This window comes from Cellulomonas sp. NPDC057328 (assembly GCF_042667215.1).
Lineage (GTDB): Bacteria > Actinomycetota > Actinomycetes > Actinomycetales > Cellulomonadaceae > Cellulomonas.
The window spans coordinates 1-14738 of record NZ_JBHUZW010000035.1 but is presented as its reverse complement, the minus strand read 5'-3'; the positions used below and the strand labels follow the sequence as shown (position 1 = coordinate 14738).

General features: G+C 75.9%; 17 protein-coding genes. 9 read left to right on the top strand and 8 right to left on the bottom strand.

The window, feature by feature from the left end; genetic code table 11:
- Window positions 1-130 precede the first annotated feature (130 nt).
- Window positions 131-1036: a hypothetical protein gene (locus tag ACFUMH_RS08665; protein ID WP_378203428.1), complete on the top strand. Its 906-nt coding sequence runs from the start codon at window positions 131-133 to the stop codon at window positions 1034-1036.
- A 6-nt stretch (window positions 1037-1042) separates the two neighbouring features.
- Here ACFUMH_RS08665 and ACFUMH_RS08660 read toward each other — a convergent pair whose 3' ends face one another.
- The 5 genes from ACFUMH_RS08660 to ACFUMH_RS08640 form a co-directional block, all read right to left on the bottom strand.
- Window positions 1043-1183 carry a hypothetical protein gene (locus ACFUMH_RS08660; RefSeq protein ID WP_378203425.1) on the bottom strand — a complete coding sequence of 47 codons (141 nt, stop codon included), beginning with the start codon at window positions 1181-1183 and terminating at the stop codon, window positions 1043-1045.
- Between the two features lie 147 nt (window positions 1184-1330).
- The gene (locus ACFUMH_RS08655) at window positions 1331-2173 is read right to left on the bottom strand and encodes a GTP pyrophosphokinase family protein (protein ID WP_378203422.1); all 843 of its coding nucleotides are present in this window, start codon (window positions 2171-2173) and stop codon (window positions 1331-1333) included.
- A gap of 47 nt (window positions 2174-2220) precedes the next feature.
- Window positions 2221-2475 carry a DUF1905 domain-containing protein gene (locus ACFUMH_RS08650; RefSeq protein WP_378203419.1) on the bottom strand — a complete coding sequence of 85 codons (255 nt, stop codon included), beginning with the start codon at window positions 2473-2475 and terminating at the stop codon, window positions 2221-2223.
- Window positions 2476-2544: 69 nt separating this feature from the next.
- Window positions 2545-2961: a type II toxin-antitoxin system VapC family toxin gene (locus tag ACFUMH_RS08645; protein WP_378203416.1), complete on the bottom strand. Its 417-nt coding sequence runs from the start codon at window positions 2959-2961 to the stop codon at window positions 2545-2547.
- On the bottom strand, window positions 2958-3203 hold the full coding sequence (locus ACFUMH_RS08640) for a type II toxin-antitoxin system prevent-host-death family antitoxin (protein ID WP_378203413.1): 246 nt from the start codon (window positions 3201-3203) through the stop codon (window positions 2958-2960). The genes ACFUMH_RS08645 and ACFUMH_RS08640 overlap by 4 nt, the downstream gene beginning before the upstream one ends.
- Before the next feature lie 182 nt (window positions 3204-3385).
- On the opposite strand from ACFUMH_RS08640, the gene ACFUMH_RS08635 reads away from it, so the two are divergent.
- Window positions 3386-4033, top strand: a complete 648-nt coding sequence (locus tag ACFUMH_RS08635) for a maleylpyruvate isomerase family mycothiol-dependent enzyme (protein ID WP_378203410.1) — start codon at window positions 3386-3388, stop codon at window positions 4031-4033.
- Between the two features lie 50 nt (window positions 4034-4083).
- Here ACFUMH_RS08635 and ACFUMH_RS08630 read toward each other — a convergent pair whose 3' ends face one another.
- On the bottom strand, window positions 4084-4539 hold the full coding sequence (locus ACFUMH_RS08630) for a MarR family winged helix-turn-helix transcriptional regulator (RefSeq protein WP_378203408.1): 456 nt from the start codon (window positions 4537-4539) through the stop codon (window positions 4084-4086).
- A gap of 77 nt (window positions 4540-4616) precedes the next feature.
- Here ACFUMH_RS08630 and ACFUMH_RS08625 point away from each other — a divergent pair, with 77 nt between their 5' ends.
- The 6 genes from ACFUMH_RS08625 to ACFUMH_RS08600 all read left to right on the top strand — a co-directional run bounded on the left by ACFUMH_RS08625 (window position 4617) and on the right by ACFUMH_RS08600 (window position 11209).
- Window positions 4617-6881 carry an LLM class flavin-dependent oxidoreductase gene (locus ACFUMH_RS08625; RefSeq protein WP_378203406.1) on the top strand — a complete coding sequence of 755 codons (2265 nt, stop codon included), beginning with the start codon at window positions 4617-4619 and terminating at the stop codon, window positions 6879-6881.
- A 208-nt stretch (window positions 6882-7089) separates the two neighbouring features.
- Window positions 7090-7701 (top strand): hypothetical protein, encoded by a 612-nt coding sequence (locus ACFUMH_RS08620; RefSeq protein ID WP_378203404.1) that lies wholly within the window; start codon window positions 7090-7092, stop codon window positions 7699-7701.
- Window positions 7702-7736: 35 nt separating this feature from the next.
- On the top strand, window positions 7737-8822 hold the full coding sequence (locus tag ACFUMH_RS08615) for an amidoligase family protein (RefSeq protein WP_378203402.1): 1086 nt from the start codon (window positions 7737-7739) through the stop codon (window positions 8820-8822).
- A complete protein-coding gene (locus ACFUMH_RS08610) occupies window positions 8819-9424 on the top strand; it encodes a SigE family RNA polymerase sigma factor (protein ID WP_378203400.1) in 606 nt (201 codons plus the stop codon). Before ACFUMH_RS08615 ends, ACFUMH_RS08610 begins: the two co-directional genes overlap by 4 nt.
- Window positions 9421-10152, top strand: coding sequence for a hypothetical protein (locus ACFUMH_RS08605; RefSeq protein ID WP_378203397.1), 732 nt, complete (start codon window positions 9421-9423; stop codon window positions 10150-10152). Before ACFUMH_RS08610 ends, ACFUMH_RS08605 begins: the two co-directional genes overlap by 4 nt.
- A gap of 307 nt (window positions 10153-10459) precedes the next feature.
- Window positions 10460-11209, top strand: coding sequence for a hypothetical protein (locus ACFUMH_RS08600; RefSeq protein ID WP_378203394.1), 750 nt, complete (start codon window positions 10460-10462; stop codon window positions 11207-11209).
- 50 nt (window positions 11210-11259) lie between these two features.
- Here the strand turns inward: ACFUMH_RS08600 and ACFUMH_RS08595 are convergent, their stop codons facing one another.
- Together ACFUMH_RS08595 and ACFUMH_RS08590 are read right to left on the bottom strand one after the other, a co-directional pair.
- A complete protein-coding gene (locus ACFUMH_RS08595) occupies window positions 11260-11562 on the bottom strand; it encodes a hypothetical protein (protein WP_378203392.1) in 303 nt (100 codons plus the stop codon).
- 29 nt (window positions 11563-11591) lie between these two features.
- Entirely contained in the window at window positions 11592-13292 is a 1701-nt protein-coding gene (locus ACFUMH_RS08590) for a sodium:solute symporter family protein (RefSeq protein WP_378203389.1), read from the bottom strand.
- A 343-nt stretch (window positions 13293-13635) separates the two neighbouring features.
- Between ACFUMH_RS08590 and ACFUMH_RS08585 the strand changes: the two genes are divergently transcribed.
- On the top strand, window positions 13636-14553 hold the full coding sequence (locus ACFUMH_RS08585) for a cutinase family protein (RefSeq protein WP_378203386.1): 918 nt from the start codon (window positions 13636-13638) through the stop codon (window positions 14551-14553).
- Window positions 14554-14738 lie beyond the last annotated feature (185 nt).

Below are 14738 nucleotides of genomic sequence, written 5' to 3'. Positions count from 1 at the left end.
GCGTGCGGGCGGTGGTGCGCGGAAGGCCGCGCCGGTCCGGGGACCGGGGGTCCCACCCTCGTGGCGGGCTGGCAGGATCGGCGCCCGACGGCCCGTCGGCCGTCACCGGGCACGCACGGAGGGAGCCGCCATGGCGACGTGGGGCGAGCGCACGACGGAGGAGCTCCTGCGGCGCGGCGACACCGAGCTGCGCCGCCTCCGGGTGCCGCTCGGCACGGTGCCGGAGGTGTGGGCCTTCGTCAGCGACGGACGGCGGCCCGCGAGCCGCGGCTTCCTGTGGTTCGTCACGGTGACGAACGTGCTGCTCGGCGCGGCGCTGGCGGCCGGGTCGGCGTGGGCGCTGGCGGAGGGCGACGGGACCGGGTGGGCCGCGGGCGTCGCGACCGGCCTGGCGTGGGTCGCGGTCGGTGTCGGCGTCGGCGTGCTGCACCTCCGGCCCCCGGGGCCCGCGGACGGCGCACGGGTCGAGGTGGCGACGGTGCAGGACCGGCCGGCGGTGGTGCTGCCCCTCGCCGGGACCGTCCCGTGGTTCCAGGCGTCCGGCACGACCGCGGTCGCGGCCGCCCTCGTGACGGCGGCCGTGGCGGCGCGCGGGTCGGGCGGCGCCGTGCTGCTGTGGCTGGCGGCGCTGCCGGTGCTGGTCTGCGTGCCCGACCTGTGGCTGCGCGTGCGGCACGGCGGCCGGCTCGTGCTCAGCCGCGAGGGCCTGCACCTGCACACCGGCGACGGCGCGGGCACGCTGGCGTGGGACGACGTCGCGGACGTGCGGCTGGTGGACGCGGGCCGCCACGTCGACCTCGTGGTGCAGGCCCGCCCGGACGCACCGTCGTGGCGTTGGGACCGACGCCGTGGCCTGCTGCCGCGCACGCCGCGCCGGCCGGGGCTCGCGGTGCCGCTGCCGCTGCTCGACGTGCGGCCGTCCGTCCTCGTCCGGTCCCTGGAGCGCTGGGCACGCCACCCCGGCATGCGCGCCGAACTCGAGGACGACCGCGGCCGGTACCGGCTGGCCGAGGGCACCCCGTCCGCACCCCGGTGACCGCGTCTACTCCAGGAGCCGGAGCAGCAGCCGCAGCGGCGCGGTGAGCAGCCGCAGCAGCAGGACGCCCGCCTCGATGCCGTCGGCCGACTCGACGAGCCCGCCCAGGAACCGGCGGACGCGACCCCGCCGGCGTCGTCGGTGCATCCGCACGTCGCTCCTCCTCCGTCCGCCGGTGCGGACGCCACCCTAGGGCTCCGGGGCGGCCACCGGGTGCGTGCGAGGGGGCGCCGGCCACGCCCGACCGCCCGGGCACGGATCCGCCAACGTCCCGTCGACGCCGGCGCGCGCCGGTCAGGGGGTCGACAGGCTCCGCAGCTCGTCGCGCAGCCGGCCCATCCGCTGGTCCAGGTCGGCCGCGACGCGGGCCGCGTCCTCGAGCTCCCCGAGCAGGTGCGGCGGCACCTCGCGGTCGTACTTGTAGTACAGCTGGTGCTCGATGCTCGCCCAGAAGTCCATGGCGATCGTCCGCACCTGCAGCTCGACGTACACGTGCTCCGTGCGGTCCGACAGGAACACCGGCACGCGCACGATGACGTGCAGCGAGCGGTACCCGTTCGGCTTCGGGTGCGCGATGTAGTCCTTCACCTCGACGACGTCGACGTCGGGCTGGCGCGAGAGCATCCGCACCACCCAGTACGCGTCCGAGACGAAGCTCGTCGTGATCCGCACGCCCGCCACGTCGCGGATGCGCTCGCGGATCGCCGGCAGCGTCGGCTCGCAGCCCGTGCGGAGCACCTTCTGCACGAGCGAGTCCATCGACTTCAGCCGCGAGCGCACGTGCTCGATGGGGCTGTGGTCGTGCGTCTGCTCGAACTCCTCGCGCAGGATGTTGACCTTCGTCAGCACCTCGTCGATGCCGAACTGGTAGGTCATGAGGAAGCGCGTGAGCTCGCGCTGGAGCGCGCGGATGCGCCGCGGGAGCTCGTCGGCGTCGGCGTCGGGGCGCAGCAGCCGGCCGGTGCGCACGTGCACGAGCTCGGCGAGGACGCGGGTCTGGGCACCGGTGCCGGTGTCGGGGTCCGCACGACCGTCGCGCAGGTGCCCGTCGACGCCGCCGGGCGCGTGGCCGTCCACGCGCCCGGGCGGGTGCCCGTCGACGCGGGCGTCCGGGGCGGCCGTCGGGTCCTGGTCCACGTCGGGTCGAACGACCGCGGACGTGCCCGTGTTCCGGGGTCCCGCGCTCACGCGTCCGCGAGCGCGATCGACACCGTGACCTCGTCGCCCGCGGCGAGGCCGCTCTCCCTGCGGCGGTCGCTGCTGAAGGGCAGGAGCCGGCGGCCGTCGCGGGTGCCGACCGTCGTCGTGAACGTGTAGCCGCCGACTGTCGCGGTCACCTTCGGCCGCCCGCCGCCGCCGAGGGCCGTCATGACCTCGTCCGGGACCGGGATGCCGGTCGTCGTGCCGCCCGTGGCGAGGATCGTCGTCCGGTACTCCATGGCGCGAGTCTGGTCCCGGACGGCGCCGCGACGCCAGTACCTCCCGCCGCCGGCCGCCGACGTGGGGCGTCAGTGCCGCCAGGGGTCCAGCACCGCGAGACCCGGCACGTCCGCGAAGTCAGCGACGTTGCGCGTCACGACCGGCATCCCGTGCACGAGCGCGGTCGCGGCGATGAGGCCGTCGCTCCGCGGGCGCCGGTCCGGGACCGAGAGCGCCGCCGCGCGGACCGCCACCGGCGTGTCCACCGGCAGGACACGGTCGGCGAACTCGGTCAGCACGCGGGTCGCGAACCAGGTCCGCAGCGACGACGCCTGCACCGGGTCGCGTCGCTCGACCGACCGGATGCCGAGCTCGATCTCGTACACGGTCATGACCGAGAGGAAGAGGGACTCCGGGTCCTGGCCGTCGACCCACGCGGTGACGCGCGGGTCGGGGGCACGTCGTCGCAGCTCCGAGAGGACGTTCGTGTCGAGGAGGTGGCTCACAGGTCGACCGGGCGGACGTCGAACGCCGCGCGGCCCGGCTCGAACTCAATGTCGTCGTCCATGCGGAGGGCCTGCGACAAGGGCGGACGGGACGCACGGCGCGTCATGCGCTGGAAGTCCGCGTACGTCAGCAGCACGTGCGAGGGCTCACCGCGGTCGGTGATCACCACCGGCCCGTCCTTGGCCGCGCGCTTGGCGGCGGAGACGTCGTGGTTGAACTCGCGGGACGTCACGTGGGGCATCGCGGCCTCCTTGTAGGTACATACCTACGTTACTCCCGTGCCGGCCGTCCGCGGAAGGGTGTCGCAGGGGCACCGCGCACCGTGGACCGAGCGATCGGCTCCTGTAGATGCGGCAACGCGCCGCGGGCGGCCGGCCTCCCCGTAGCGTGCGTGCACGTCCGACCCCTCACCCCGGAGGTCCTGTGCCCGGCCGTGCCGACCGTGCCGTCCTGTCCGCCGTCCGCGCCGAGCGTGCGGCGCTCGCCGACGACCTCACCGGCCTCGACAACGCCGCGTGGGCCACGCCGTCGCTGTGCGGGCGGTGGACGGTCGAGGACGTCGTCGCGCACCTGACGTCGGCGGCGCACCTGACGCCCGCGCGGTGGCTCGCGAGCATCGTGGGCGCGCGGTTCGACGCGGACCTGCACAACGCGCGCCGGCTCGCGGAGCACCGCGGGGCGACGCCCGCCGAGACCCTCGCTCGCTTCCGCGCCGCCGTCGACCGCACGACCGCGCCCTCCGGCGACACGGCCGCGTGGCTCGGCGAGGTCGTCGTGCACGCGCAGGACGTGCGGCGCCCGCTCGGGTTCGCGACGACGCCGTCGGTCGAGGCCGTGACCGCGGTGGCGGAGTTCTACGTCCGCCGCGACTTCGCCGTGCACAGCGCGACCGCGGCGCGCGGGCTGCGGCTCGAGGCCACGGACGGACCGTTCGCGGCGGGCGAGGGCCCGCTGGTGCGCGGGACGACGCTCGCGCTCGTCATGGCGATGGCGGGACGCGTCGCGTACGTCGACGACCTCGCGGGGCCGGGCGTCGACGTGCTGCGCGCGCGGGTGGCGCCGGCGGGCTGAGCGGCGAGGCGCGGCAGGGGGGCGGCGGGCGGGACGCGGCGGGCGGCGGGTCAGACGGCGCCGACGACGCGGCAGACGTCCTCGCCGTGCACGGGCGCCCCGGTGGCGCGGGCGAGCAGCAGGCGCAGCGCGCTGCGGTCGCCCGGGTCGAGCCCGACCAGGACGTCGTCCTCGGCCGCGGCGACGCGGGCGGCGAGGTCGGCGTGCCGGACGCGGCCGGCGTCGGTCGCGACGATGCGCCGCACGCGGCGGTCGGCGGGGTCGGGCCGCCGCTCGACGAGCCCGCAGCCGACGAGCCGGTCGACGAGGTACGTCATGACGGTGCGGTCGATGCCGAGCCGGGCGGCGAGCGCGGCCTGCGTCGGCGGGGTGCCGTCGAGGACGGCGCCGAGCACGTGGTAGCCGCGAGGGCCGGACGGCACGTCGCCGACCGCGTCCTCGACGGCGGCCCGCCAGCGGGCCAGCAGGGTGCCGAGCTGCCAGCCCAGGTCGCCGTCGGTGCTCATGCGTCCGAGCGTACCGGTGGTCGCACAGATCGTCTGCTGTGCATACGATCGTGGTCGCAGACGACAGGAGACGCCCCATGACGGACTACGGCCACGAGCTGACGTTCGGCACCTTCCTCACGCCGCAGGCCGCCGACCCGCAGGCCCCCGTGGCGCTCGCCGTGCTCACCGAGCAGGCCGGCCTCGACCTCGTGACGTTCCAGGACCACCCGTACCAGCCGGCGTTCCTCGACACGTGGACGCTGCTGACGTGGGTCGCCGCGCGCACCGAGCGCGTGCACCTGGCGGGGAACGTCCTCAACCTGCCGCTGCGGCAGCCCGCCGTGCTGGCCAAGGCCGTCGCGAGCCTCGACGCCCTCTCCGGCGGGCGGGCCGAGCTCGGGCTGGGCGCGGGCGGGTTCTGGGACGCCATCGAGGCGATGGGCGTCCCGCGGCTCACCCCCGGGCAGGGCGTCGACGCCCTCGGCGAGGCGATCGACGTCATCCGCGGGCTGTGGGACACGGACGAGCGGCGGCCGCTGCGCGCCGGCGGCACGCACCACCACGTCGCCGGCGCGAAGCGCGGACCGGCGCCGGTGCACGACGTCGGCATCTGGGTCGGCGCGTACAAGCCGCGCATGCTGCGCCTGGTCGGCGAGAAGGCCGACGGCTGGCTGCCGTCCCTCGGGTACCTGCAGCCCGGTGACCTGGTGCGCGGCAACGCGGCCGTCGACGAGGCCGCCCGGGGCGCGGGCCGCGACCCGCGCGAGGTCCGCCGGCTCCTCAACCTGTCCGGCCGGTTCTCGTCGGCGTCCGACGGGCTGCTCGTCGGCCCGCCCGAGCAGTGGGTCGACGACCTCGTGCGCCTCGCGCTCGACGACGGCATCGGCACGTTCGTGCTCGGCACCGACGACCCCGCGACGATCCGCACGTTCGCCGAGCGCGTCGCACCGGCGGTGCGCGACCAGGTCGCCGCGGCGCGCGCGACGGCCGGCACGCAGACCGGGCCCGTCCGCTCCGTCGCGCAGCTGGCGAGGCGGGCCGCCGGGATCGACTACGACGCGGTGCCCGCGGGCCTCGACGCCGTCGAGCCGGGCGACCGCCGGTACGCGTCGCTGCGCTCGACGTACATGCGCCGCGGCGAGCCGGGACTGGTGCTGCTGCCGCGGACCGTCGAGGAGGTCGTCGACGGCCTCGCGTACGCGCGCCGCCAGCGCGGGCCGCTCGCCGTGCGGTCGGGCGGGCACGGCATCAGCGGGCGGTCGACCAACGACGGCGGCGTCGTGCTCGACCTCGGCCGGCTGGACCAGGTCGAGGTCGTCGACGCCGCGCGCCGCCGGGTGCGGCTCGGTGCCGGCGCGACGTGGGGCGCGGTGGCCGCCGCGCTCGCGCCACGCGGGTGGGCGATCTCGTCGGGCGACTACGGCGGCGTGGGCGTCGGCGGCCTCGCGACGACGGGCGGCATCGGGCTGCTCGGCCGCTCGTACGGGCTGACGATCGACCACGTGGTGGCGGCCGAGGTCGTCACCGCCGACGGCACGGTGCACCGCGTCGACGCCGAGCACGAGCCCGAGCTGTTCTGGGGCCTGCGCGGCGCCGGCGGCAACCTCGGCGTCGTCACCTGGGTCGAGGTCGAGGCCGCCGAGGTGCCGGACGTCGTGTTCGCGACCATGGTGTTCGACGCGTCCGAGCCCGGCGTGCTGCTCGAGCGGTGGGGGCGCCTGGTCGAGGCGTCGCCGCGGCAGCTGACGAGCTTCCTGCACCTGCAGGCGTCGTCGCCGGGCCGCGGACCGATCGCGCAGGCGATGACGGTGTGGGCGGACGACGACGCGCAGGCGGCCGTCGAGGCGCTCGAGCCGATGCTCGGCGTCGCGCCGGTGCTCGACCAGCGCGCGCAGCTGACGCCGTACGCCGGGATCGTCGGGCCCGTCGCCAAGCACCACGACGGCGGCGCGCCGCCGGTCTCGCGGTCCGGGCTGCTCCGGACGATGACCCCGGAGGCCGCCGCGGACCTGGGACGCGTGCTCGAGTCCGGCGAGACCACGCTCGTGCAGCTGCGCGCCACCGGCGGCGCGGCCAACGACGTCCCCCTCGACGCCACGGCCTACGCGCACCGCGACCACGCGTTCTCCGCCACGGCGTTCACCTCGCGCGGCTCCCGCGCCGGGCTCGACGACGTCTGGGACCGCCTCGCGTACCCGCACATGGACGGCCTGTACCTGTCGTTCGAGACCGACCCGCGCCCCGAGCGCCTCCTCGATGCGTTCCCGCCGGCGACGCTGACCCGCCTGCGCGCCCTCAAGCGCACGTACGACCCGGACCACGTCTTCGACCAGAACTTCCCGATCGACCCGCGCGCCTGACCCCGTTCGCCCCCCGCCCCCACCACCACGCCGTCCCGCCGACCGGAATACCGGTGAGGCTCCGGCGCGTGTATCGCGGCCCCGTATTCCGCTCGGCGAGCGTGGTGGTGGTGGTGTCGGTGCGGGTGGGTGTGGATCGGACTCCACACATCCGGGTCGGGAGGCGTCTTCAGAGGGCACGCATCCACGAGCCCTCACGGAGGACCCGATGAACCCGAGCACCACGTCCCACCCGCGCCGCCGCCGCCTCGTGGCGGTGGGCGTCATCGCCGCCACGCTGACCGTCGGCGGCGCCGGCGCGGCGATCGCCGCGAACCCGGGGTCCCCCGCCGCGTCGGCGCTCGAGGAGGCCCTCGGCCTCGTCGGCGTCGACTGGTCCGCCATGCCCGACGGCTACACCCGCGAGCAGTACGTCGCGTTCTGGGGTGCCGGCTACACGCCCGAGGACGTCGACGCCCTCGCCGCGCTGTGGGGCACCGACTGGACCGAGACGAAGGCCCGCGCGGGCCAGATGCTCCTCGACGGCGAGGAGGTGCCGGTCGCGCCCAGCGGCACGGTCCCGACGGCCGACGACGCCGCGGCGACCGGCGACGCGCCCCCCGCCGCCCCGGCCGACGGCGACGCGGCCGGGGCCGCCGCCGCCGAGGAGGTCGCGCAGTACGACGCCTTCTGGGACGCCGGCTACACGTTCGAGGACGCCCAGGCGCTCGCGGCCCTCTGGGGCACGGAGGTCGCGGAGACCAAGGCGCGCGCCGGTCAGGCGCTGCTCGACGGGCAGACTCTCCCCGTCGCCCCCGGCAGCACGCCCGCCGGCTCCTGACCCACCGGCCCGGCACCACCGACGAGAGGACCGACGTGGACGAGCTGTCGCTGCGGACCGGTTTCGAGATCGAGCTCCTCGCGCCCGCCGGGTCCGACCGGCAGACCCTGGCGGAGGCGCTCGCGGCGCGGCACGCGGGCGCCGTGCGGCGGTCCTTCCACACGGACAGCGAGCCGTCGGCGGTGCCGGGCGTGGGCGTCTTCCGCCACCTGTCGCCCGCGTTCGACGTGGTCGACGCGGCCGGTGCACCGGTCGCGCGGCTGGTGGACGACATCACCATCGAGGCGGACCTCGCCCCGGTGCCCGGGGCGCGCGCGCGGCCCGGGCACCGGGGGTGGTACCGGCTGCTGTCCGACGACGCGCGCCTGCTGCGCCTCGTCGCGCAGCACGCCGACCCCGGGGCCCCGCTCGCGAGCGTGCTCGACCCGGTCGCGGCGCTGTTCGGCGTCCGGGCCGACGTGTTCGCCGCCGCGGCGCGCGTGAACGACGCGACGGGGGCGACGATCGCGGTCGCGCTGCCCCTGCCGGCGGGGCGCGAGCGCCCGTGCGAGGTCGTCACGCCGCCGCTCGTCACCGACCACGCGGCCGCCCTCGAGCGCCTGCTGGCGCCCGCCCGGGAGCTGGGCTTCACCGTCCCGCGCGAGGCGGCCGTGCACGTGCACGTCGACGGCGCCCCGTTCCGCCGGCCGGCCGCGTTCGCGAACGTCGTGCGGCTGTTCGCGCACTGGCGCGAGCCGCTGTGGGCGGCGCTCGGCACCAACCCGGCGTGCCGGCGCCTCGCGCCGCTGCCCGACGCGCTCGTCGACCTGGTCGAGCGGCCGTGGGCGGACGACGACGCCGGCTGGGCCGGGCTCCGCGCCGAGGCGCGCGCCGTGGGGCTCACCAAGTACGCGGACGTGAACCTCACGCAGCTGGTGGCCGAGCGGCCCGTGCGCGACACGGTCGAGGTGCGCGTCCTGCCCGGGGACGTCGACGGGCACGCGGTCGTCCGCCGCGCCGCGCTCGTCGAGCGGCTGCTGCTGCGCTGCCTCGACCCCGCGCCCCTCCCCCGGCCGGGCGCCGCCGCAGCCCACGACCCGCGCGCCGCTCTCGACGAGCTCACGGCGGTGGTCGTCCGATGACGACGTGGATCCGGACGGCCGGCCCCGACAGCGCCGCGATCCCCGTGGTGGTGCCGGCGCGGACGCGCACCGAGCCGGCGGCCGCGGCGGACCCGGCCGCGCGCGCCCTCGACGACGTCGTGCGCGACCACCTGCCCGGCCTGCTGCGGTACGCCACGGTCCTCGTCGGCGACGGGCACACCGCGGCGGACCTGGTGCAGGAGGTGCTGCTGCGCGCGCACGTCCGCTGGACGCGCATCTCGCTGCTCGACCGCCCCGACCTGTACCTGCGCCGCATGGTGACGAACGAGCACCTGTCGTGGCGCCGGCGCTGGCACGTGCGGACCGTCCACCCCGCCGCCGACGACGTCCTCGCGGCGCACGCCCGGCCGCACGGCGACCACGCGGACGCGGTCGTGCAGGACGACGCGATGTGGCAGCACCTCGCCGGTCTGCCGCCGCGCCAGCGGACCGTCCTCGTGCTGCGCTACTACGAGGGCCTGACCGACCCGGAGATCGCGACCGTGCTGGGCACGTCGAGCGCGACCGTCCGCTCGCACGCCTCCCGCGCCCTGGCCGCGCTGCGCCAGACCGACCTCACCACCCGACCGGAGCACCGATGAGCCAGCCGCACCCGGCCGCGGGCGACGCCCCCGAGCCGACACCCTTCCCGGCGACCGACGACGAGCTCGCCGCCCGCATCACCTACGCGCTGCACGCCCGCGCCGCCGCGGAGCACCCCGACCTCGACGCGGTGGCCGCGCGCCTGCGCGCCGAGGCCGGCCGCCGCGGCGCCCAGCCGGGAGGCGTCCGTGCGCTGCACCGCGGCGGCAAGATCGTCGCCGCGGGCCTCGTGACCGGCACGCTGGCCGTCGCCGGTGCGGGCGCCGCGGCCGCGGCCAACCCGTACTCGTCGGTCGCCCGCGCCGTCGAGGGTGCCGTGCAGGCCGTCGGCATCGACTGGACGGTCATGCCGGACGGCTACACGCGCGAGCAGTACGAGGCGTTCTGGGCGACCTACGACGTGCGCGAGGCCTCGGCCCTGAGCGTGCTGTGGGGCACGGACGCGATCGAGACGAAGGCCCGGGCGGGCCAGATGCTGCTCGACGGCGAGGTGCCGCCGATCGACGCGGCCCTCGCCGCGTCGCCCGCGGACGCGCAGGCGCAGGCGTACGACGACGCGCTCGGCGCGTTCTGGGAGGCCGGCTACACCGTCGAGGACCTGCAGGAGCTGGTCGGGATCTGGCAGGTGGACGAGCTCGAGGTCAAGGCGCGGGTCGGCCGCACGCTCCTCGAGGGCGGCGAGGTGCCCGTCCCGCCGTCGGGCGAGCCGATGACGTCCGACGACTGACCGCTCCCCGATCGCGCCGACCTCGGCACCCCGGCGCCGACCTCGTCGGACATGGGTGACGAGGTCGGTGCGCACCTGACGAGGTGGAGGGGCGGCGTCTCCCGCGGACGACGTCGGCCGGTGGCGGGTGAAAGTCGTCGCCGCCCCCGCCTGGCACCCGCCCCCGGTGCCCGTTTCGCCCGGTATCTCCCTTGCCGCGGCGCGACCGCCGCGACTACCCCGGTGTACGGGAGGCGGCTCCCTCGGGACGCCCGTCCCGGGCCGCCTCCGGACGGGGGACGAGATGACGACAGCACGAGGAGCAGGCGTGGCGCGCGGAGCACGCACGGCCGGGCGACCCGCGCGGACCCGCGCGGTGCGCGCGACCGTGGTCGCGGTGCTGGTGGCCGCGACCGCCCTGGTCGCACCGCCCGCGACGGCGCACGGCCGGACGACGCTCGACGTCGACGCGCCGGCGCACGTGGTCGCGGGCGTGCCGTTCGACGTCACGGTCACGGTGCGTGACCGGGGCCGCCCGGCGACGGGCTACCGCGGCACGGTCGAGCTGAGCACCGACGACCCGCTGGTGCGGGCGCTGCCGCCGGCGCACACGTTCACGGCGGCCGACGCCGGCACGGTCACGTTCACCGGCGTGACGCTGGTCGGCACGGGCCGGCACCGCGTGGAGGCGCAGGACGTGCACCGGCCGCGGCTGGACGGCGCCGACCGCGTGCGGGTGCGCGACGCGGGCGCCGCGATCGAGGGGCAGGTGCTCTCGGGCCTCGACCCGGTCGAGGGCGGTCAGGTCACCGTGTACGACGCGGTGACGGGCCACGTCCTGGCCACGGGACCGGCCGACATCGAGGGGTACCACTACCGGATCACCGGCCTGCCCGCCGGCGCGGTCAAGGTCGGCGCCGTGGTGCCCGGCCCGTACGAGCCGGACTTCGCCAACAACCGCGACACGCTCGAGGAGGCGGACGTGTTCGTCCTGCAGCCCGGGCAGACGCTCGTGCAGAGCTGGGAGACCGAGACCTTCGGCCCGTACCTCGACGTGCAGTTCGTCTGGCCGTCCTGACGCCGGGGCGGCGGGGGCGGTGCGCCCCCGCCGTCACTCCGGGCGCGCCGTCACTCCGGGCGCATCGGGTCCTGCGGGTCGGTGCCGGTGCCGGTGCCGGTGCCGGTGCCGGTGTCCCGCGTGACGACCAGCGGGCGCAGCCGCACCCACAGCAGGAACCCGGCGGCGACGACGAGCAGGCCGATGCCCGTCCACAGGTTGACGTTCGCGCCGTCGGCCTTGGCCAGGTCGTCCTCCGACGTGAAGAACAGCCCGACGACCGTGATGACGAGCCCGTAGATGCCGAGCAGCGCGCCGATGATCGTGCGGATGTCGAACGCGCGGACCACCCGCGCGGTGTCCTGCGAGGTCATGTCCGGCTCCTGTCCCGGTGGAAGACGCATCAGTGGAAGACGACGTTGAGGCCGACGACGAGCACCAGCGCGATCGCCGCGAGGCGCGTCGGGCGCTGGTACCAGGGCAGCGCGTGCTCGTCGGGGTCGGTCCGCAGCTCCTTCGGCGTCAGCGAGTACACGAGGCCGCGCAGCTCGGACTCCGCCTTCGGGCGCGTGACCATGGTGACGGCGACGCTCACGAGGATGTCGACGACGAACGCGGCACCCGCGGCGGCGAAGCTGGCGCCCTGCCCGGACAGCGGGATGACGCCGACGCTCAGCGGGCCGAGCGCGTCCTCGCTGAGCACCGCGACGAGGATGGCCGCGACGGTGCCGCTCGCGAGGCCGGACCACCCGGCGGTCGCCGTCATGCGCTTCCAGAACATGCCGAGGATGAACGTCGCGAACAGCGGCGCGTTGAAGAAGCCGAACAGCGTCTGCAGGTAGTCCATGAGGTTGCTGTACCCGGACGCGAGCAGCGCGGTGAAGATCGCGATGACGGTCGCCGCGAGCGTCGCGAGGCGGCCGACCTTCGTGTAGTAGTCGTCGGGCTTGTCCTTGACGACGTACTGCTGCCACAGGTCGTAGCTGAAGACCGTGTTGAACGCGGAGATGTTCGCCGCCATGCCGGCCATGAACGCGGCCAGCAGACCCGCGATCGCGATGCCGAGCATGCCGTTGGGCAGCAGGTCGCGCATGAGCAGCAGCAGCGCGTCGTTGTACTGGATGTCGCCGCCCTCCTGCCCCTCCTTGAGCGCGACGATCTCCGGGGACAGGACGCTCGCGATGATGCCCGGGATGATGATGATGAACGGCACGAACATCTTCGGGAACGCGCCGATCACGGGCGCCCGGCGCGCGGCCGACATCGACTCCGACGCCATCGCGCGCTGCACCTCGACGAAGTTCGTCGTCCAGTAGCCGAACGACAGGACGAAGCCGAGCCCGAAGACGATGCCGATCACCGACAGCACCGGGGAGTCGAACCCGGTGAGCGCCTGCCCGGGCCACGACGACAGCTCGCTCTCGCCGCCCGGGCCCGCGCTGACGCGCTCCACCAGTCCGTCCACGCCGCCGACGCGGTGCAGGCCGACGAGCGTCAGCGGCAGCAGCGCCGCGACGATGACGAAGAACTGCAGCACCTCGTTGTAGATCGCCGCCGAGAGGCCGCCGAGCGCGGTGTAGCTGAGGACCACGGCCGCCGCGATGACGAGCGAGACCCACAGCGGCCAGCCGAGCAGCACGTTGACGATCGTCGCCAGCAGGTAGAGGTTGACGCCCGCGATGAGCAGCTGCGCGAGCGCGAAGCTCAGCGCGTTCACCAGGTGCGCGCCCGTGCCGAACCGGCGGCGCATGAACTCCGGGACGCTGCGGACCTTGGAGCCGTAGTAGAAGGGCATCATCACGATGCCGAGGAAGAGCATCGCCGGGATCGCGCCGATCCAGTAGTAGTGCATGGTCGCCATGCCGATCTCGGCACCGTTGGCGGACATGCCCATGACCTCGACGGCGCCGAGGTTCGCGGAGATGAACGCGAGCCCCGTCACCCACGCGGGCAGCGCGCGCCCCGAGAGGAAGAAGTCGAGGCTCGTCGAGACCTGGCGCCGGGCGAGGAGCCCGATGCCGAGGACGAACACGAAGTAGATCGCGACGAGCGCGTAGTCGACGGCGTTGGCGTCGAGGCGCAAGGCGTCGGTGGCCTGATCCACGGCAAGCTCCCTGGAGGACGGGCGGAGGACGCCGGCGGAGGTCGTCGTCGTCCTCCGCCGGCGGGGCGACGGACACGCTAGGACCGCGGGGCGCGACGCGCGCGGCGAGGGGCCGCTTGCGGGCGTCACGTGCGCCACACCTGCGGGGACGCCCCCCGGCCGCGGCCGCTCGGGCGCCCGCGGACCGCTCTCGAAGCGCTTCACCCGATCGGGCGCACCTTCGATGAGAGGGTTCACATGAATCGGAGGAATCGGACATCCTCCTAGCGGCCCGGCCGGTTCCGGGCCACCCGGGTGCCACGTCAGCGTGGCCCGTCCCCCCGAAGCTCAGCGAGGCTCCTTGATGCGTCCCGTCCGCTCCCGCCGCTCCCTCGTCGCCGTCCTGGCGCTCGTCACGACCTTCACCGGCGGCGTCGTCGCCGCCACGTCCGCCACCGCCGCCACCGGCTGCTCCGACGTCGAGCTCGTGTTCGCCCGCGGCACGGGCGAGCGCGCCGGGCTCGGCGTCCTCGGCACGCCGCTCGTCCGCGCGCTGCAGGCCGAGCTGCCCGGCCGCACGGTGTCGTCGTACGCCGTCGACTACGCCGCCAACAGCGCCCAGACCAGCGCCGGCCCGGGCGCCACCGACATGACGCGCCGCGTCGTCTCCCGCGCCGCCGCCTGCCCCGGCACCCGCTTCGTGATCGGCGGGTACTCGCAGGGCGCCACCGTCACAGACATCGCGATCGGCATCCGCACCGGCACGACCAGCGGCGAGGCGATCCCCGCGAACCTCGCCGACCGCGTCGCCGCCGTCGTCGTCTACGGCAACCCGCTCGGCCTCTCGGGTCGCACCATCGCGCAGGCCAGCCCCACCTACGGCCCCAAGGCGAAGGAGTTCTGCAACTCCGGCGACCCGGTCTGCCAGCGCGGCGGCGGCAGCTTCGCCGCGCACCTCACGTACGCGACCAACGGCACGGTCACCGAGGGCGCGCGCTTCGCGGCCGCGCTCGTGAACCAGACGGCGCCCACGCCGGCACCGACGACCCCCGCGCCGACGCCCGCACCGACGCCCGCACCGACCGCGCCGGGCCAGCCCGGGCAGCCGGCCACGTGCGTCACCGACAGCACGCGCGCGCACGTCGAGGCGGACCGCGCCGTCCGCGTCGGCCTGCGCACGTACGCCCGCGGCTCCCGCGACCCGCTCGGCTACTGGTCGAGCCGCACGTCGGTCTCCCTGTCCCAGACCGCCGACGGCTGGGACCGCGTCACGAGCTGCTGACGCCCCACCCGCCCCGTCCACCCGCCCACCCGCCGGGGTCCACACCCCTCCACCCGCCGAGGTCGCCTGTTCGACGCCGAGGTCGCCGGTCCCGACCGGCGACCTCGGCGCGCGACCGGCGAGCTCGGCGGGCGCGGCGTCGGGGTCGGTGGGACGGGCGCGGGGTCGGACGCGACGAGGCCCGG